Raw genomic sequence first — 17,104 nt, forward strand, 5'->3', positions numbered from 1 at the left:
AGCGCGCACCCTGAACCGGGGACAAATCACGTCCGGGGGATAACCGTGCGATTTGTGACAGTCTGGTGACATTCGCGTGACAGTCGCCGCGACTTATCCACGAAAAACGGGAACAAGTTGCCCTGTCCCCGTCCATTCGATCCGTATAGAGAATAATAGTCTACGACACCTTGTCGAGCGTCCGGCGGAACTTGTCGAAGGCCTCGTCGATGTGCTTTTCCTCGGCGATGAGGGGAGGTGAAAAAGCGATGGTGTCGCCCGAGACGCGGACCATCATGTTCTCCTCATGGAAGGCGACGCGCATGGCGTCGAAGCCGCGCTTGCCGGGAAGCCCTTCGACGGGGGCGAGGTCGAAGGCGGCCACGAAGCCGATGGTGCGGATGTCCTGCACGAGGCTGTGATCCTTGAGGCTCATGGCCGCGTTTGCGATCACGGGTTCCATCTTGCGCGAACGTTCGAAGAGCTTTTCGTCGCGATAGAGGTCGAGCGTTGCAAGTGCCGCTGCGGCGGCAAGCGGATGACCGGAATAGGTGTAGCCATGGAAGAGGTCGATCGCGTGATCGGCGCCCGTCTGATAGGCCTCGTAGATATGCTTGCGCACCACGCAGCCGCCCATCGGCACCGTGCCCGACGTGACCCCCTTCGCGAAGGTCATGATGTCCGGCGTCACGCCGAAGCGTTCCGACGCGGTGGCATGGCCGAGCCGTCCGAAGCCCGTGATGACTTCGTCGAAAATCAGAAGGATGCCGTGCTTGTCGCAGAGTTCGCGCAGGCGCTTGAGATAACCCTTCGGCGGCGGCAGCACGCCCGTCGATCCCGCCATCGGCTCGACGATCACGGCGGCGATGGTCGATGCGTCGTGGAGGTCGACCAGGCGCTGCAATTCATCGGCGAGATGCGCGCCCCATTCGGGCTCGCCCACCGTGAAGGCCTGTTCGGCGCGATTATACGTATGCGGCAGGTGGTCGGTGCCGGCGAGCAGCGGTCCGTAGAACTTGCGGTTGGCAACCATGCCGCCCACCGAAATGCCGCCGAAGCCGACGCCGTGATAGCCGCGCTCGCGGCCGATGAGGCGCGTGCGCGTGCCTTCGCCGTTTGCGCGGTGATAGGCGATCGCCATTTTCAGTGCCGTGTCGGCGGCTTCCGATCCCGAATTGCAGAAGAACACATGATCGAGGTCGCCCGGCGCGAGCTCGGCAATGCGGCTTGCGAGTTCGAAGACCTTCGGATGGCCGAACTGGAAGGAAGGCGCGAAATCGAGTTCGCCTGCCTGCTCCTGGATCGCCCTCACGATGGGCTCGCGGCAATGCCCGGCATTGGAGCACCACAGGCCCGCCGTCGCATCGAGCACGGCCGTCCCGTCGGGCTTGTAATAATACATGTCCTTCGCCCGCGAGACGATCCGCGGTTCGCGTTTGAACTGGCGGTTCGGCGTGAAGGGCAGCCAGAAGGATTCGAGGTCGTTCGGCGTCGCAGCGGCGCTCATGGGAAAGTCTCCGTTTAATAATTTCTGCGATTGAAAGTCCGCGCCGCGCCGAAAGCAAGCATTCTCCTGCGTGACTTCACTGAAGGCGTTTAGTATTCTAGACAAATGGCAGGGGACTTCAGACGCGCGCACCGCTCGGCGCCCGCCGCCGAGGGCAAGGAGAAGCCCGAGGGTGGCGAGGCAAGCCCCGATATTGGCACGCGCCTGCGCGAGTTGCGCAAGATGCACGGCCTGTCGCAGCGCGAGCTGGCGAAGCGGGCGGGCGTGACCAACGGCACGATTTCGCTCATCGAGCAGAACCGCATCAGCCCCTCCATCGGCTCCCTGAAAAAGGTGCTGGACGGCTTCCCGATGTCCATTGCCGACTTCCTGACGCTAGACCTCAAGCCGCGCTCAAGGGTCTTCTACGAGGCGAAGGAACTGCGCGAGATTGCGGGCGGCGACGTTTCCTTCCGCCTCGTCGGACGGGACACGCGCGGCCGTGCGATCCAGATGATGCATGAGCGCTACACGCCAGGCGCCGATACGGGCGAGGAGATGCTCTCCCATGCCGGCGAGGAATGCGGCATCGTCATCTCCGGCGTCCTCGAACTCACCGTCGGCGGCGAGGCCCGCCGCCTCGTTGCGGGCGATGCCTATTACTTCGACTCGCGCCTTCCCCACCGCTTCCGCAACCCCGGCACCATCGATTGCGTGCTCGTTTCGGCCTGCACGCCGCCAAGCTTCTGAGGCAGGCAAAGCGGGGATAAAGCAGCACCGCCGTCATCGAAATGTCATCAGAACGTCACAAAAACCGGCCGCCGTTCAATATCTTCAACGAGCGGGGATAAGAAGCGGGGGATAATTTCCGTAACCGGCGCCCTGCGAAAACATTCGTATACAGACGATCATCGTCTTATGGAATGTGTGTGGCAGCCGCAGGTGAAAATGATCCCGAAACGCACCTCCTCAGCCGCCCGCACCGATGTTTTCATTTCCTGTTAACCCTGCCCGTCTGTAAATTGACGGCGGTACCGGGGCAGAGGGCGGGACTTCTGCACAATCATCGAAAATCGAGCCGGACCGACCCGAAAACGACGATGCCGAGGATCGCGTCATGGCGAACTCCGAGCGGCGTTTGCGCGCCGTCGCCGGCTTTGCGCTTGTCTGCGGGCTGCTCATGGGGCGGCCGGCGGCGCCCGCGCGCGCCGGCTTCGAGGGCCCGCCGGACGGTGCGATCTTCGCCGATCACTTCGCGGTGCTGGAAGCGCATGAAAAGCTGCTGAACGGCGCACCCGCGAACCGCCCGAAGCCGCCATCCGTCTCCACCTTGCTTGCATCGCCTCGCCGCGCGCCGCTGCCGCCCTTGCCCGATCTCCACGAGATCGCGGGTCTCACGGTCGCGGCGCTCGCGGCACGGGCCGATTGCCCGCGCTGTCAGCCGGGTCCGGCCGCTGCAAGCATGGGGCTTCCTGTCGGCCTTTTCGAGGAGGCGCGCCGCCGGGCGCTGAAGGAGGGGTGGCGCGCAGGCTACGACACGATGCGGCCCGCGGTAACGCGCGCTGAGCCGCCGGGCGTGAGGAGCACGGCAGCGCGCCGCGCCTATGCGCTGCGCTACATCCGCCGCATCGTTCATAGCTGGCAGGTTGCCGCCGCGCGAACGCTGCGGGCAGAGAAGAAAATCACCGCCGAACAGTCGGCGCGCTATCTCGCTGTGCTGAGCCGAACCCTGCCGCCGCCCGGCGCCGCGCCGGAAGCGCCGCAGCGCATCCGCACGGGCTGGGTCTCGGATGAGGAGATGGCGGCACTCGACCGCCGCCACGTGCGGAAGGAAAGCCCCCTGAGGCTCGAGGACGCGGACCGGCGCCGTATCGCCGAGCGCTTCGCAATCCCGCAAGGCGCGCCCCGCCGCGAAGAGGATGCGGTCGAAGGCAGCGACAGCGTCATTCCCTTCGCGCGCATCGCGACCGGCTATGCCGAGAGCATGTTGCTCGGCGAGACCCGTCCGCTTCTGCCTGAAGAGATGCAGATATGGAGCGAGACGAGCGGCGCCTGGACGCTCGACGGCGCGGAGCATCGGCTGGTGGTTTCGGGAGGCGCTGCCTGGCCGCTCGACGAAACGACGAAGATCGGTACGGCCGTCAGCTGGGGCCGGTCCTGGCGCGACACGTCGACCGGCTGGGGCGCTGAGTCGATCTATGTCTCGCCTTTCGTGACCCACGGCCTGACCGAACATCTGAGCTTGCGCGCTTTCGCTGGCGCCGGCACACGGTCGGACCGGGTGCAGGGCGCGCGCTACAGCGCCGATTATCGCGGCACGAGCCTTCAATCCGGCGCAAGTCTCGAGGGGGCGTGGCGCTTCGGCGATTTGCAATTCAAACCTGCGGGCGAGGTGAGCCTCAACCGTTTGGCGCTCGCATCCCCCTCCGCCCATGGCGAGGTCCGCTCGCGCGGCCGCGCGACCTGGCGCAACGGCTTTACCTATGACGTGCCGGACTCCGCCCTCCTTTCCGCGATGCGGCCTTACGCGAATCTCGAGACGCACTGGACCTTCGACCGCGCCGAGCGCGACATGGCCGGCGCCACGATCAGGGCGGATGACGACTTCACCGGCGATATCGAAACCGGCATGGCCATGAGGACGCTGGCCGACCTTCTGAATATGAAGGTGGCGGCGGGCGTCGCCGATATCGGTCAGGCGGGCGCCGCGAACTACACGGTGACGGGGAAGATCAGCCTGTCGTTCTGAGGGGGCCTGCGCCGTTCAGCCATACGAACCTGCGTCTGCCGCCTCGATCACCCTCCCACGGGGCTGGTCGCATATCTGTGCCAAGCGTTCAACCAACACCGTCATTGCGAGCGAAGCGAAGCAATCCAGGGGCGGCAAACACTGAGCAAGCGGCCCCTGGATTGCCGCGTCGCGGCGTTGCCGCTCCTCGCAATGACGATTGTAGGGAAGCCTCACCCCGGCTTCACCACGGCGAGGTAGATCGCCGTGGGGATCGTCGTTACGACGAAACAAGTGACTTCCGCGACGAAGCTGAAGTCCAGTTTAACAAAACGGTGCAAAACCTTGTCTGATCGCTAAGGGATGTAGAAGTCGTACTCGTCCGAATCGACGATTTTGACCCGCCACGGCTCGCCCATTTTTTCAAGTTCAGAGTTCAGGTATTCAGCCGACACTGCATTGATATCCTCGAAATATGATCTGGGCGACAGGCCTTCCGATGCAAAGTATTTACCCCTAAGCGAGTTTACGATTTCGAGCTTGGGTTCGTATCCGGAGACAGCGCCCCCACGCCCATATGGGCGCATGGCTGGGTCTACCGGAAGCCCCTTGGCAAGCATCATCGTTTCATAACCGCTTTTTGCAGGGTGTGGCCAATACTTATCAGAGCCGACCGATCCGCCAGCGCCGCCGGCTGATTCGACATTGGCGACCTCCGCTGTCGCATCGCCGCCTTTTCCGCCGATGCCCTGACCGCCGATCGCGACACTGCCGCCAGGTCCGGCGTAAGCAACGCCGCCATTGCTAGCTATTGCATCTCCGCCTTTCCCGCCTTGGGCGAAGATGATCGGCGCGGGAGCTTGGGTTTCCACTGCAGTGGGCTGAGGTCGATGGCTTGGCAATTCGAAATACCAAATGACCGACGCAACAAGGCCGGCAATGCTAGCGATGAACAGAACGGCCGGTCCAATCGGGATTACATCTCGATTGGGCCAAAGACTCCAGACCATGACCAAACCCCCCGCGACAATGCCTGCCCAAGCTACAGAGCGTGGCATGTGCTTAACCACGAATTGTAGGAGGAAGAATAGCGCCGCTATAACCGCGCCGGTGACAAGCTGCCAGTCCATGGCTAGTTGATACTACCTGTAGGCTTGGCTGGCAAAGTCCGTACCCTCCAAGGGGGAAGAAGACTCGTCCTACGCCGCTTTCGGCTTGTGGAATTGCACATTGGCCGGGGGCTTCGAGAAATCCGGCTTCTCCGCGGTGAGGGCGGCAAGCGCTGCGTCGCGGTCGGCGGCGCTGAAGGCGCCGGTGGTGAGGCAAAACTCGACGAAATTCCCGTTCGGGTCCTTCGTGTAGACGGAGTGACACCAGTTGTGGTCGATCTCCAGCACGTCGAGCCCGGCATCGAGCCATTGCTGGCGGCGGCGGTCGAGATCGGCCTTGTCCTTCACGTCGAAGGAGATGTGGTTGATGTGGTCGGGCACGCCGGCCGCCTTCGAGAGGTTCGTCTCGAAATTTTTCGTGCCGGGAATGTCGTGCATCTCCCAGAAGGCGATGAACTTCGAGTCGTCTTCCATGCGGTAGAAGAAGTGCTTCGCCCAGCCGCCTTCCGGCGCGGGGCCGACTTCGACCTTCACGAGCTCGAAGCCCATGATCCCTTCATAGAAATTATGGATTGCCTTCATGTCGCGCGCGGCAAGCGCCAGATGATGATAGCCCATCGTTCAATCCTTCCCTTGCTTGTCGACCATGCTCATCACGTCGTTGGAGTTGCCCGTGGGCGCCGCAATCTCGACGACGCGCTCGTCCATGTCGTCATATTCGAGCCTGAGCGCGCGCGACATCGTGGCGTGCATGTCGTAGGTCGCGGTGATGTAGGTGAATTCGAGAATTTCTTCGTCCGACATATGCTTCTTCATCGCATCGAAGATCGCCTCCGGCACGCGGCCGCCCTGCAGCACCAGGCAATCGGTATAGGCGAGAAGCGCGCGCTCGACGGGAGCGTAGCAGTCGGCGATCTGCCAATGCGGGATCGCCTCGATCTGTTCTTCCGAGAGGCCGACGTCGCGGCAGGCCTTGCAATGCTGCGAGAACACGAATTGCGAGCCGCGCGCGTAGCCCGCACGTATCTGGCCGAGCTCGCGCAGCTTCGGATCGAGCTTGCGGTTGGGGCTGCGGTAGAACTGGAAACCTTCGGTCGTGTGCTTGAAGGCGTCCGGCACCAGTGCGAAGACGGTCCACCAGTTGCCCGGCGTGCCTGTCGCCGTGCCGGGTTCCTTCACCGGGTCTCGCTCGCCGAACAGTATCTTGTAGAGTTGTTGCGCGAAGGGGTCCGCATCCGCCTTCGCGACCTGTCTCAATCTCGGCATGCTCATCCTCCCGTTGCATGGCGGAGAAAAACGTAAGATAAACTTACGAATGACTCAAGCGGATATCCGCCCCGTGGAGAGAGCCCGTAGAGAGAAAATGACCGGCATGGAAAGAAAGCCCGGCCTTTTGATGGCGCAATTGCTCAACCGTTTCAGCTGGTTCGATGGCGCGCTGCAAAAGAGCCTCGATGCGCGCGGACATGGCGGTGTGCGCCGTCTTGAATCCATGGCCATGGTCTATGTTCATGCCGGCATGCGCCGCCCGAGCGAGCTTGCGCGGCTGCTGGGCGTGACGCGGCAATCCGTAAACACGGCCTTGCGCGAACTGGAGCAAAAGGGACTCATCTATATGGCGCCGGACCCGGAAGATGCGCGCTGCAAGCTGGTGAGCTTTGCGCCGGAGGGGGCGGAGATGAGGCAGGAAGCGCTCGAGATCGTGCTGACGCTCGAGGCGGAACTCGAGGCGCGGCTGGGCACGAAGACGGTGAGCGATCTCGCGCGGATCGTCAGCGCGGACTGGGGAGAGGCGCCTGTGGTGGGAAAGCGGACGGCGCGAAGAAATGCAGCGGCAGGAAAGAAGAAGAAAGCATGACGAGCCTCGATGAACGCCTGGCGGGGCCGGGCATTCTTGTCGCCCCCGGTGCCTATGATGCGCTGTCGGCGAAGCTTGCCGCGAAGGCGGGCGCGCGCGTCGTCTACATGACGGGCTTCGGCGTGTCGGGAGCGAGCTTCGGCCTGCCTGATATCGGGCTGGTGAGTGCCGCGGAAATGAGCGAGCGCGTGCGCGCGATTGCGGGCGCGTGTTCGCCGGTGCCGTTGATCGCCGATGGCGACAACGGGCATGGCGGGCCGCTCAATGCGGCGCGGCTGACACGCGCCTATGAAGCGGCGGGCGCGGCCTGCATCCAGATCGAGGATCAGGTTTTCCCGAAACGCTGCGGCCATATGGAAGGCAAGGAAGTCGTGGCCATCGAGGAAGCGGCGGCGAAGATCCGCGCCGCGGCGGAAGCGCGCGACAGCAAGAGCTTCAAGGTGATGGCGCGCACCGATGCGCGCGCGACGCATGATCTCGACGAGGCGCTCAGGCGCGGCGAGGCGTTTTTGAAAGCGGGTGCGGACATTCTCTTCATCGAGGCGCCGCAGGGCGAGGGCGAATTGCGGAAGGTCGCCGAGACATTCAAGGGTGTGGCCTTGGTCACCAATATCGTGGAGGACGGCAAGACGCCTTATCTCGGCGCGGCGCGGCTGGAAGAATTGGGATTCAAGATCGCGCTCTTTCCGGTGTCGGCATTGCTCGCCGTCACCGCGCGGCTCGAAGGCGTTTACGAGACGCTGCTGAAAGGCGAGGGCTTGCCCGCGAGCGAGCCGCGCGTCACCTTTCAGCGCTACAATGAATTGATCGGGCTCGGCGAGATGCTCGCCGATGCCGCAGCGATAACCCGGGACACAGAGAAGTAGACGGAGACGGTATGCCGAGCTGGGGGAATATTCTGAAGCGGATCGAGAAGGGCGAGATGGAGAAGGCGCCGCCGCATGTGACGGCGCTCAATCTCTATGCGGGGAAGCTGACCGTGCTGGAGCCGGGCCGCATCCGCTACGACTGGCCGGTCGATCCCGCCTACATGAACCCCGTCGCCGTGTTCGGCGGCTATCTCGCCACGCTCGCCGACCAGACCTGCTCCTTCGCGCTGATGACCATGCTGAAGGACGACCAGAACTTCACGACGGTGGATTTGCAGATGCATTTCTTCCGTCCGGTGACGGAAGGCGTGCTCGCCTGCGAGGGGCATGTGCTGAACGTCTCGAAAACGCAAGCCTATGTGGAAGCTGTCTTCACGAACGGTGACGGAAAACTGGCGCTGAAGGCGCGCGCGGTGGAGCGGATTATCGCGGCGTGAGGAAGGTTTTCAGGTCTAAAATAAACAATGTCATTCCGGCGAAAGCCGGAATCCATGGACCTTTCGGCGCATTCGTTGAGTCAGACGGACCCCGGCTTTCGCCGGGTGACACTTTGATTTTGGGGAGAGGATGAGAGTTCACTCCACCCACTTCTCGAAAATCTCCACCTTCCCGCCGCTCTCTTCCATCTGCGCGAGCCATGCGTCGATACGGGTCTTCCATGCCCCGTCCCTCGGCAGCAGATAGGCCTTCTCGGACTGCGTGAAGGGCGCGTCCGGGTTCACCGCGCAGAGCCCGTCATATTCGCGCGCGACGATCCGGGTTTCGATGGCGTCGGTGATCATCACGTCGGCGCGGCCCGCCGCGATCTCCTCGAAGATCGTCGCATTGTCCTTGTGGAGGAGGAGCGTCGCGCGGGTGATATTGGCGCGGGCGAATTTTTCGTTGGTGCCGCCCGGATTGACGATGACGGTGACGCCTTCGCGATCGATCTCCGCCAGCGTCTGAAACCGCTTTGCGTCCTCGCAGCGGGCGATGGGGGCCTTGCCGTCGGTCAGCAGCGGTATCGAGAAGAGGGCGTCGGCCTTCCGCTCCTCCGTGACCGAGATGCCGCCCATGCCGATGTCGTATTTGCCCGCCTTGAGGTCATCCATGAGCGTCGGCCAGCTCGTCCGGACGATGACGAGCCGGACGCCGAGCTCTTCGGCCAGCGCCTTGGCCATGTCGACATCAAGGCCCTCGAAACGGTCCTCCGGCGCCTCCCAGGAAAAGGGCTTGTAGTCGCCGGTGAGGCCGGCGCGCAGCTCGCCCGATGCCTCGATCCGGTCGAGCACGGGGCTCTCCCCGGCATGGGCGGGGACGGCGAGGAGAAAGGCCAGGAAAAGGGCGGTGAGGAGGCGGCACATGCGCGGATAATAGGCGGGGAAGGGGCCTTCCGGAAAGCCGCGCCTTTACTGGACTGTTAAGGGACCGGCTGCTAGAAACTCGCCCCATGACGATGCTGGGACAGCGCGGGGCCCGCCCCGCCATAATCGCGCGAATTACAGGCCCGGCCTGCCGCTGAGGACCCGACGGTCCGGGGCAGGAGCCGGGTTTTCTCCGTTTCATCGCGCAACCCCGATTTCCAGGACCCTCCATGTCCACCGATACGACGTCCAAAGACACGACCTCGGAAGATGCAGGCCGCGACTATCGCGACACGCTTTTCCTCCCCACGACCGATTTTCCGATGAAGGCGGGGCTCCCCGTCCGCGAGCCCGAATGGCTGGCGCGCTGGCAGAAGCTCGATCTCTACAAGCGCCTGCGCGAAGAGGCGAAGGGCCGAGAGACCTTCGTCCTGCATGACGGGCCCCCTTACGCGAACGGCAACATCCATATCGGCCATGCGCTGAACAAGATCCTGAAGGACATCGTCGTCCGCTCGCAGCAGATGATGGGCAAGGATGCGGCTTACGTGCCCGGCTGGGACTGCCACGGGCTGCCGATCGAATGGAAGATCGAGGAGAAGTACCGCAAGAAGGGGCTGAACAAGGACGAGGTGCCGCCGCTGGAATTCCGGCGCGAATGCCGCGAATTCGCCCAACACTGGGTCGATGTGCAGCGCGAGGAGTTCAAGCGCCTCGGCGTTTCCGGCGAGTGGGACAATCCCTACCTCACCATGTCCTTCGACGCCGAAGCGAAGATCGTCGAGGAATTCCAGAAATTCCTGATGAACGGCTCGCTCTATCGGGGTTCCAAGCCCGTCATGTGGTCGGTGGTCGAAAAGACCGCGCTCGCCGAAGCGGAGGTCGAATATCACGATCATGTGTCACACACGATCTGGGTGAAGTTTCCGGTTATCGGGATGCAACCAGAACTGAAAGACGGGGTGTTTCGCGCTTCGGGTGAAAGTTTCTCCGAGTGGAAAGAAAGCGAAGAACTTCTTAGGGAAACAGGTCTTGAAGGCGCTTCTGTCGTCATCTGGACGACAACGCCTTGGACGATTCCGGCCAACCGCGCCATTTCCTATTCGCCGAAAATCGCCTACGGCCTTTATGAGGTGACGGCGACGGGCGAGAAGCTCGTGCTCGCGAAATCTCTCGCCGAACAGGTGAAGAAGGATGTCGGCATCGAGGCATGGACCCTCGTTCAAGATGTTAAGGCGAATGACCTATCGGTTGCGTTCTGCGCGCATCCCTTCCGAGGCCAGGGCTACGACTTCGATGTGCCGCTCCTCGCTGGCGATCATGTGACGGAGGAAGCCGGTACCGGCTTCGTGCATACCGCGCCCGGCCATGGCCAGGACGACTACATCATCTGGGTCGAGAATTTCGGTTCGAAGGGCATCCCCGAAACCGTGAACGAGGAGGGCGTCTATTACGATCATGTGCCGCTCTTCGCGGGGAAGTTCGTCCTCACGCGGCAGGGCAAGGAAGGCAACGCCAATTCGGCTGTCATCGAGGAATTGCAGAAGGCGGGCAAGCTGCTCGCCAATGGCAAGGTGACGCATTCCTATCCGCATTCATGGCGCTCCAAGGCGCCGCTCATCTTCCGCAACACGCCGCAATGGTTCGTGGCGATGGATGCGAAAGTGGAAGCGGCGGGCGGCAAGCCCTTCCGTCAGGTGGCTTTGGAAGAAATCGAAAAAGTACGCTGGGTGCCCGCGCGCAACCGCAACCGCATTTACGCGATGGTCGAGACCCGGCCCGACTGGGTGCTGTCGCGCCAGCGTGCCTGGGGCGTGCCGCTCACGCTCTTCGTCAATGCGAAGACCGGCGAATTGCTGCGCGATCCGAAAGTCAATGCACGCATCGTTGACGCGGTGGCGAAGGAGGGCGCGGATGCCTGGTTCGAGCGCCCGGCGAGCGACTTCCTCGGCAACGAGTATAACGAAGCCGATTACGAGCGCGTGACGGACATTCTGGACGTCTGGTTCGATTCAGGGTCCACCCATGCTTTCGTTCTGGAGGCACGCGGCATTCCATCGCCCGCCGATCTTTATCTCGAAGGCTCCGACCAGCATCGCGGCTGGTTCCAGTCGTCGCTGCTCGAAAGCTGCGGCACGCGCGGCCGCGCGCCCTACAAGCAAGTGCTGACGCATGGCATGACGCTGACCGACAAGGGCCTCAAGATGTCGAAGTCGCTCGGCAACGCGATCGAACCCGAGGCGATCGTGAAGCAGAACGGTGCGGACATCCTGCGCCTCTGGGTCGCGAACACGGATTACTGGGAAGACCACAGCATCGGCAACGACATCATCAAGTCGAATGTCGAGGCCTACCGCAAGCTCCGCAACACCTTCCGTTATCTGCTCGGCAATCTCTCGGGCTTCGACGATGCGGAACGTGTCGCCGTCGCCGACATGCCGGAACTCGAACGCGTGATCCTGCATCGCCTTGCCGAACTCGATGAGCTCGTGCGCAAGGCTTACATGGATTACGACTTCAAGCGCGTGGCGCACACATTGTCGAACTTCATGAATGTCGAGCTCTCGGCCTTCTATTTCGACATCCGCAAGGACGCGCTTTATTGCGATGCGCCGTCGGCGATCCGCCGCCGCGCCTGCCGCACGGTGCTCGATCACCTGTTCTCCCATCTGACGGCCTGGCTCGCGCCTGTGCTCTGTTTCACGGTGGAAGAGGTCTGGCTCTCGCGCTTCCCGTCCGACACGGATTCGGTTCACCTGCGCACCTTCCCGGAAATCCCGGCGGAGTGGCGCAATGAAGCTCTGTCCGAGAAGTGGAAGAAGGTGCGCGAACTCCGCCGTGTCGTGACGGGCGCCCTCGAAGTCGAGCGCCGCGAGAAGCGGATCGGCGCGAGCCTCGAAGCGGCGCCGGAAGTCTTCGTCTCGCGTCCCGATCTCGTGGAAGCGATGAAGGGCGTCGACCTCGCCGAAATCGCGATCACCAGTCAGGCGACGCTTGTCGAAGGCGAAGGCCCGGCGGATGCCTGGAGGCTCGACGACGTGCCCGGCGTTGCCGTGGTGCCGAAGCTGGCCGAAGGGCGCAAATGCGCGCGCTCCTGGCGCATCCTGCCGGAAGTCGGCAGCGATCCGGACTATCCGGACCTGTCGCTGCGCGATGCGGCTGCGGTTCGCGAATACGACGCGCAGCGCTGAGCGCGGGAAAGAGGGAAAAGATGGCCGGCATGAGCCGCGAAACCTTCTGGGGCCCCTGGTCCTTCTACGGCTCGCTGGTCGCGCTGGCCGGCTTCGGCCTCGACCGCCTGAACAAGTGGTGGATGATCGAGGTCTATGACATCGCCTCGCGCGGGCGCGTCGAGGTGACGTCCTTTTTCGACCTCGTCATGGCCTGGAACCTGGGCGTGAGCTACGGCCTCTTTCAGGCGCAGACGGCGCTCGGCGTGGCGATCCTCGCGGGCTTTGCCATCGCGGTCATCATCGGCCTCGGCCTCTGGCTGGCCCGGGTCGAATACAGGGTGACCGCTATCGCCATCGGCCTCATTCTCGGCGGCGCGCTTGGGAATGTTTACGACCGCATTTTCTATGGCGCCGTGGCCGACTTTTTTAGTTTTCACGCCTTCGGATTTTACTGGTATATCTTCAACATTGCCGATGTGTGGATCGCGCTGGGCGTAGCGCTCATCATCCTCGAATCGGTCTGGCCGGGCCTTGTGGGCGCCGGCAAAAAGGACAGCCCAGACGGGAAGTCGGGCGACAAGTCGGCCTGAGCGGCGCCAAACCGGCAGAACCGGCAAAAGCCACGACCAAGGAGAGCCAAGACGTGACTATCGAAGCGAATATCTCCCGCGTTGCCGGGTGGAGCGCAAAGTTGAGCCTTTTCGCCGCGCTCTCGCTTTCTCTGGCCGCTTGTGGCGGCGAGAGCCTTAGCGACACGCTTGGTTATGGCAAATCCGCTCCGGACGAATTCGCCATCGTGACCAAGGCGCCCCTCGTCATTCCGCCGGACTATTCGCTGCGCCCGCCGCAGCCCGGCGCGCCGCGGCCGCAGGAAATGGAACTTCAGCCCTCGCTCGGTGCGCAGCGCGCCCTGATCGGCGAGGAAGCCCTCTCCGCCGAAAATGTCGGCCCGGCCCGCAGCCAGGGCGAGCAGGTCCTTCTTCAGGAGACCGGCGCCGAACAGGCCGATCCGCGCATCCGCCAGGTCGTCAATGCCGAGACCCGCTCGCTGGTCGAACGCGACAAGACCTTCGTCGACGACGTCATCTTCTGGAAGAAGGATGGCCCAGCGCCCGACGAACGGCTCGTGAACCCGGTGGAAGAGAACGAGCGCATCCAGCAGAACGAGGCGGAAGGCAAGCCCGTGACCGAGGGCGAGACGCCGACCGTTACACCGAAGAAGGAAGGCTGGCTCTCCGGCATCTTCTGAGCAAAGGGACATCTGAGTGACGGAAGGACGATGGTCCTTCCGTCTTTGTTTTCCCGCGCGCCGAAAGCTGGAACGAGAGACAAGCCGGCGCCCCCGGAGGGATGAGACTTGTTGCGCACCCGCACCCTTGCCGCCCTTCCTTTTGCCGCCCTCATTGTTCTCGTTCTCCTCGGCCTGGTGTTGGGGCGGGGCGGGAGCCTGACCGCCGAACCGCTGCCCGACACCTTCCGGCTTTCGAACGGCATGGACGTTCTGGTGATCCCCGATCACCGCGCGCCGGTCGTCACGCATATGGTCTGGTATGAGGTCGGCGCCGCCGACGAGACGCCGGGCAAGACCGGGATCGCGCATTTCCTCGAGCATCTGATGTTCAAGGGAACGGACAAGATCGAGCCCGGCCAGTTCTCGCGGATCGTCGCGCGCAATGGCGGGCAGGACAACGCCTTCACGCATTACGACTTCACGGCCTATTTCCAGGTCATTGCAAAGGACCGCCTGCCTCTCGTCATGGAGATGGAGGCGGACCGCATGATCAACCTCAAGCTCACCGATGCAGAGGTTCTTCCCGAGCGCGATGTGGTGCTTGAGGAGCTGCGCATGCGGATCGAGAACGAACCCGCCGCCGAGCTTCAATCCGAGATGAATGCCGCGCTCTATGGCGATCACCCTTACGGGCGCGACATCATCGGCCACAAGGCGGAAATCGCCGCGCTCGGCACCGGAGACGCACTGGACTTCTACAATCGCTTCTACACGCCGAACAACGCGACCCTGATCGTCGCGGGAGACGTGACGGCCGAGGAATTGAAGCCGCTCGCCGAGAAATATTACGGCGGTATCGCGGAGCGCGCGCCGACTTTCCTGCGCAAGCGGACGGAGATCGTGTCGCCGGCGGAGGACAAGCGCGTGACGCGGCGCGACCCGCGCGTGGAGGAGGCGACATGGATCAGGTTCTATCCCGCCCCCGGCTATGCGGGTGCCGGCGCCGAAAGGGGCGCGGCGCTCGATGTTCTTGCACAGGTTCTCGGCGGCGGAACCACAAGCCGCCTCTATCGCGCGCTGGTCGTGGAGCAAGGCGTCGCAACGGCCGTGAGCAGCTGGTACGAGGGGAGCCGCCTCGATGGAGGCAAGTTCGGCTTCTATGCGCTGCCCCAGGTGGGCGGCGATCTCGATGCGGTCGAGACCGCGGTCGAGGGGGAAGTTGCGCGGCTTCTCGAAGAGGGCGTGACCGATGAGGAGATCGAACGGGCAAAGACCGTGATCGTCGCCGGCGCCGTCTATGCGCGCGACAATCAGCGGACCATGGCCTACGCCTATGGCGAGGGCCTGATGACGGGCATGAGCGTGGAGGAAATCCATGAATGGCCCGACCGCGTGCGCGAGGTGACGAAGGAAGATGTGCTAGAGGCGGCAAAATCGGTTCTCGCTGGAACGCATTCCGTGACGGGCGAATTGCTGCCGGGAGGGCGTTCCTGATGGGGGGACTCGACCGGCATATTGTTCGCGCTGCGCTTGCGGCTCTCTGTTTCTGCTTCGTCGCCGTGCTGCCCGCGCGCGCGATGGACATCGAGCGCGTGGTGAGCCCCGGCGGCATCGAAGCCTGGCTCGTGCAGGAGGATTCGGTGCCCGTGGTGGTGATGGAGGTCGCCTGGAAAGGCGGCTCGGCCACCGACCCCGAAGGCAAGGCCGGTCTCGCGCATATGGTGTCGGGCCTGCTCGACGAGGGCGCGGGCGAGCTCGGCTCGGCGGAATTCCAGATGCGCATGCAGGATATTGCCGCGCGCATGTCTTTCTCCGCCGACAGCGATTATTTCAACGGCACGCTGACGACGCTCGCGAACCACAGGGACGAGGCATTCGACCTCTTCGCGATGGCGATATCCGAGCCGCGCTTCGATGAGGATGCGGTCGAACGTATCCGCGGGCAGATCGCAACCTCCATCGCGCGCAATCGCCAGTCGCCGGACTGGATCGCCTCGAACGGCTGGTACAAGGCTGCGTTCGGCAATCATCCCTATGCCCGCGACGGAGACGGAACGCCGGAAAGCATCGCGGCGATCGCACGCGACGATCTTGTCGCCTACACGAAGAAGGCGCTCGCCAGGGACAATCTGAAGATCGCGGTTGTGGGCCCGGTCACACCTTCCGAACTACGCGCGCTTCTCGACCGCACCTTCGGCGCCTTGCCGCAGGAGGCAGAGGTTCCGGAAATTCCCAAGGTCGAGGTGAAGAAGGACGGCGAGGTCACGGTCGTGGTGCGCGACTTTCCGCAAAGCATCGTGATGTTCGGCGTTGAAGGCGTTGCGCGCGAGGACCCCGATTTCATTCCCGCCTATGTGATGAACTACGTTCTCGGCGGCGGCAGCTTTTCGTCGCGCCTCACCGAGGAAGTGCGCGAGAAGCGCGGCCTTGCCTATTCGATCGGCACCTATCTCTATCCGATGGACAGCGCCGCGATGCTGCTCGGCCAGGTCGGCACGAAGAACGAGCGCGTCGGCCAGACGCTGTCGCTCATCCGCAAGGAGATGGCGCGCATGGCGGAAGAGGGCGTGACGGCCGATCAGCTCGACGATGCCAAGACCTATCTGACCGGTTCCTATCCGCTCCGCTTCACCTCGAACCGCTCCATTGCGAACCAGCTTCTCGGCATCCAGATCGCCGGTTATGGCATCGATTATGTGGACAACAGGAACGCGCTGATCGAGGCTGTGACGCGCGAAGACGTGGCGCGCGTCGCCAGGCGGCTGCTGAAGCCGGACGAGCTTCTGGTCACGATTGTGGGCAAGCCGAACCTCTCGCCTGAGCCCGAAGGCCTGCCCGCGACGGACGACATGGCGCCCCCTCCGCCGGGCGGGCCCACGGAAGGCCATCACTGACGGGAACCGCCTCGGCTTCCCGGGTGTTTCCGTTCTTGTTACGCTCCCCTTGGGCCTCGCGATTCCGGTCGCGCGGCCTCCTCCGGAATGTTGGAACGAGTATGATGGCCGATACCGACCTGCCTTACCGCCAGTCCCTGGACAATTGCTTTGCCGAGGCGATCGGCGATGGCGGACTTTCGCGCGAAAGCTACGGCAAGGCGCTCGCCCGCGCCGAGGAGGCGCTTTCCTGGCTGCGCAAGGCGCATGAGAGCGGCGACCTGCCTCTCTTGCGCGTGCCGGCGCGCCGCGACGACTTCGCGCGGATCGAGGAAGTCGCCGAAGGGCTGCGCAACGACACGACGGACATTTTCATTTTCGGCATTGGCGGGTCGGCCCTGGGCGCGCAGGCGCTGGCGCAACTGACCGGCTGGGGCACGCAGGCGAATATCCAG

At 63.4% G+C, this 17,104-nt stretch carries 15 protein-coding genes and 1 pseudogene; 11 read left to right on the top strand and 5 right to left on the bottom strand.

Features of this window, described 5'->3' with window-relative positions; all coding sequences use genetic code 11:
- Positions 1-160: 160 nt before the first annotated feature.
- The gene (locus ACKUUH_RS10515) at positions 161-1,486 is read right to left on the bottom strand and encodes an aspartate aminotransferase family protein (RefSeq protein WP_407949869.1); all 1,326 of its coding nucleotides are present in this window, start codon (positions 1,484-1,486) and stop codon (positions 161-163) included.
- 105 nt (positions 1,487-1,591) lie between these two features.
- Here ACKUUH_RS10515 and ACKUUH_RS10520 point away from each other — a divergent pair, with 105 nt between their 5' ends.
- Together ACKUUH_RS10520 and ACKUUH_RS10525 are read left to right on the top strand one after the other, a co-directional pair.
- Positions 1,592-2,215, top strand: a complete 624-nt coding sequence (locus tag ACKUUH_RS10520; RefSeq protein ID WP_407949870.1) for a cupin domain-containing protein — start codon at positions 1,592-1,594, stop codon at positions 2,213-2,215.
- A 367-nt stretch (positions 2,216-2,582) separates the two neighbouring features.
- Positions 2,583-4,214 (top strand): hypothetical protein, encoded by a 1,632-nt coding sequence (locus ACKUUH_RS10525; protein ID WP_407949871.1) that lies wholly within the window; start codon positions 2,583-2,585, stop codon positions 4,212-4,214.
- A 335-nt stretch (positions 4,215-4,549) separates the two neighbouring features.
- On the opposite strand, the gene ACKUUH_RS10530 is transcribed toward ACKUUH_RS10525, so the two are convergent.
- The 3 genes from ACKUUH_RS10530 to ACKUUH_RS10540 form a co-directional block, all read right to left on the bottom strand.
- Complete coding sequence (locus ACKUUH_RS10530) at positions 4,550-5,323, bottom strand: hypothetical protein (RefSeq protein ID WP_407949872.1); 774 nt, start codon at positions 5,321-5,323, stop codon at positions 4,550-4,552.
- Between the two features lie 69 nt (positions 5,324-5,392).
- Positions 5,393-5,920 (bottom strand): VOC family protein, encoded by a 528-nt coding sequence (locus ACKUUH_RS10535; RefSeq protein WP_407949873.1) that lies wholly within the window; start codon positions 5,918-5,920, stop codon positions 5,393-5,395.
- 3 nt (positions 5,921-5,923) lie between these two features.
- Positions 5,924-6,568: a carboxymuconolactone decarboxylase family protein gene (locus tag ACKUUH_RS10540; RefSeq protein WP_407949874.1), complete on the bottom strand. Its 645-nt coding sequence runs from the start codon at positions 6,566-6,568 to the stop codon at positions 5,924-5,926.
- A gap of 97 nt (positions 6,569-6,665) precedes the next feature.
- On the opposite strand from ACKUUH_RS10540, the gene ACKUUH_RS10545 reads away from it, so the two are divergent.
- From ACKUUH_RS10545 to ACKUUH_RS10555, 3 genes are read left to right on the top strand one after another with little or no spacing between them, the layout of a single operon-like run.
- On the top strand, positions 6,666-7,160 hold the full coding sequence (locus ACKUUH_RS10545) for a MarR family winged helix-turn-helix transcriptional regulator (RefSeq protein WP_407949875.1): 495 nt from the start codon (positions 6,666-6,668) through the stop codon (positions 7,158-7,160).
- Positions 7,157-8,026 carry an oxaloacetate decarboxylase gene (locus tag ACKUUH_RS10550; protein ID WP_407949876.1) on the top strand — a complete coding sequence of 290 codons (870 nt, stop codon included), beginning with the start codon at positions 7,157-7,159 and terminating at the stop codon, positions 8,024-8,026. Before ACKUUH_RS10545 ends, ACKUUH_RS10550 begins: the two co-directional genes overlap by 4 nt.
- An 11-nt stretch (positions 8,027-8,037) precedes the next feature.
- A complete protein-coding gene (locus tag ACKUUH_RS10555) occupies positions 8,038-8,466 on the top strand; it encodes a PaaI family thioesterase (RefSeq protein ID WP_407949877.1) in 429 nt (142 codons plus the stop codon).
- A 138-nt stretch (positions 8,467-8,604) separates the two neighbouring features.
- Here ACKUUH_RS10555 and ACKUUH_RS10560 read toward each other — a convergent pair whose 3' ends face one another.
- Complete coding sequence (locus ACKUUH_RS10560; protein ID WP_407949878.1) at positions 8,605-9,300, bottom strand: transporter substrate-binding domain-containing protein; 696 nt, start codon at positions 9,298-9,300, stop codon at positions 8,605-8,607.
- A gap of 302 nt (positions 9,301-9,602) precedes the next feature.
- Here ACKUUH_RS10560 and ileS point away from each other — a divergent pair, with 302 nt between their 5' ends.
- The 6 genes and pseudogenes from ileS to ACKUUH_RS10590 form a co-directional block, all read left to right on the top strand.
- Positions 9,603-12,563 (top strand): isoleucine--tRNA ligase, encoded by a 2,961-nt coding sequence (ileS, locus tag ACKUUH_RS10565; RefSeq protein ID WP_407949879.1) that lies wholly within the window; start codon positions 9,603-9,605, stop codon positions 12,561-12,563.
- A gap of 20 nt (positions 12,564-12,583) precedes the next feature.
- Positions 12,584-13,135: a signal peptidase II gene (gene lspA, locus ACKUUH_RS10570; protein WP_407949880.1), complete on the top strand. Its 552-nt coding sequence runs from the start codon at positions 12,584-12,586 to the stop codon at positions 13,133-13,135.
- Between the two features lie 53 nt (positions 13,136-13,188).
- Positions 13,189-13,794: a DUF3035 domain-containing protein gene (locus ACKUUH_RS10575; protein WP_407949881.1), complete on the top strand. Its 606-nt coding sequence runs from the start codon at positions 13,189-13,191 to the stop codon at positions 13,792-13,794.
- 111 nt (positions 13,795-13,905) lie between these two features.
- A complete protein-coding gene (locus ACKUUH_RS10580; protein ID WP_407949882.1) occupies positions 13,906-15,270 on the top strand; it encodes a M16 family metallopeptidase in 1,365 nt (454 codons plus the stop codon).
- Positions 15,270-16,670, top strand: coding sequence for a M16 family metallopeptidase (locus ACKUUH_RS10585; RefSeq protein ID WP_407949883.1), 1,401 nt, complete (start codon positions 15,270-15,272; stop codon positions 16,668-16,670). Before ACKUUH_RS10580 ends, ACKUUH_RS10585 begins: the two co-directional genes overlap by 1 nt.
- A gap of 104 nt (positions 16,671-16,774) precedes the next feature.
- Positions 16,775-17,104: pseudogene (locus ACKUUH_RS10590) on the top strand (glucose-6-phosphate isomerase); the annotation flags it as partial.

Origin of the sequence: Parvibaculum sp. (assembly GCF_045863935.1) — a bacterium.
In the GTDB taxonomy this organism is placed as follows: domain Bacteria; phylum Pseudomonadota; class Alphaproteobacteria; order Parvibaculales; family Parvibaculaceae; genus Parvibaculum.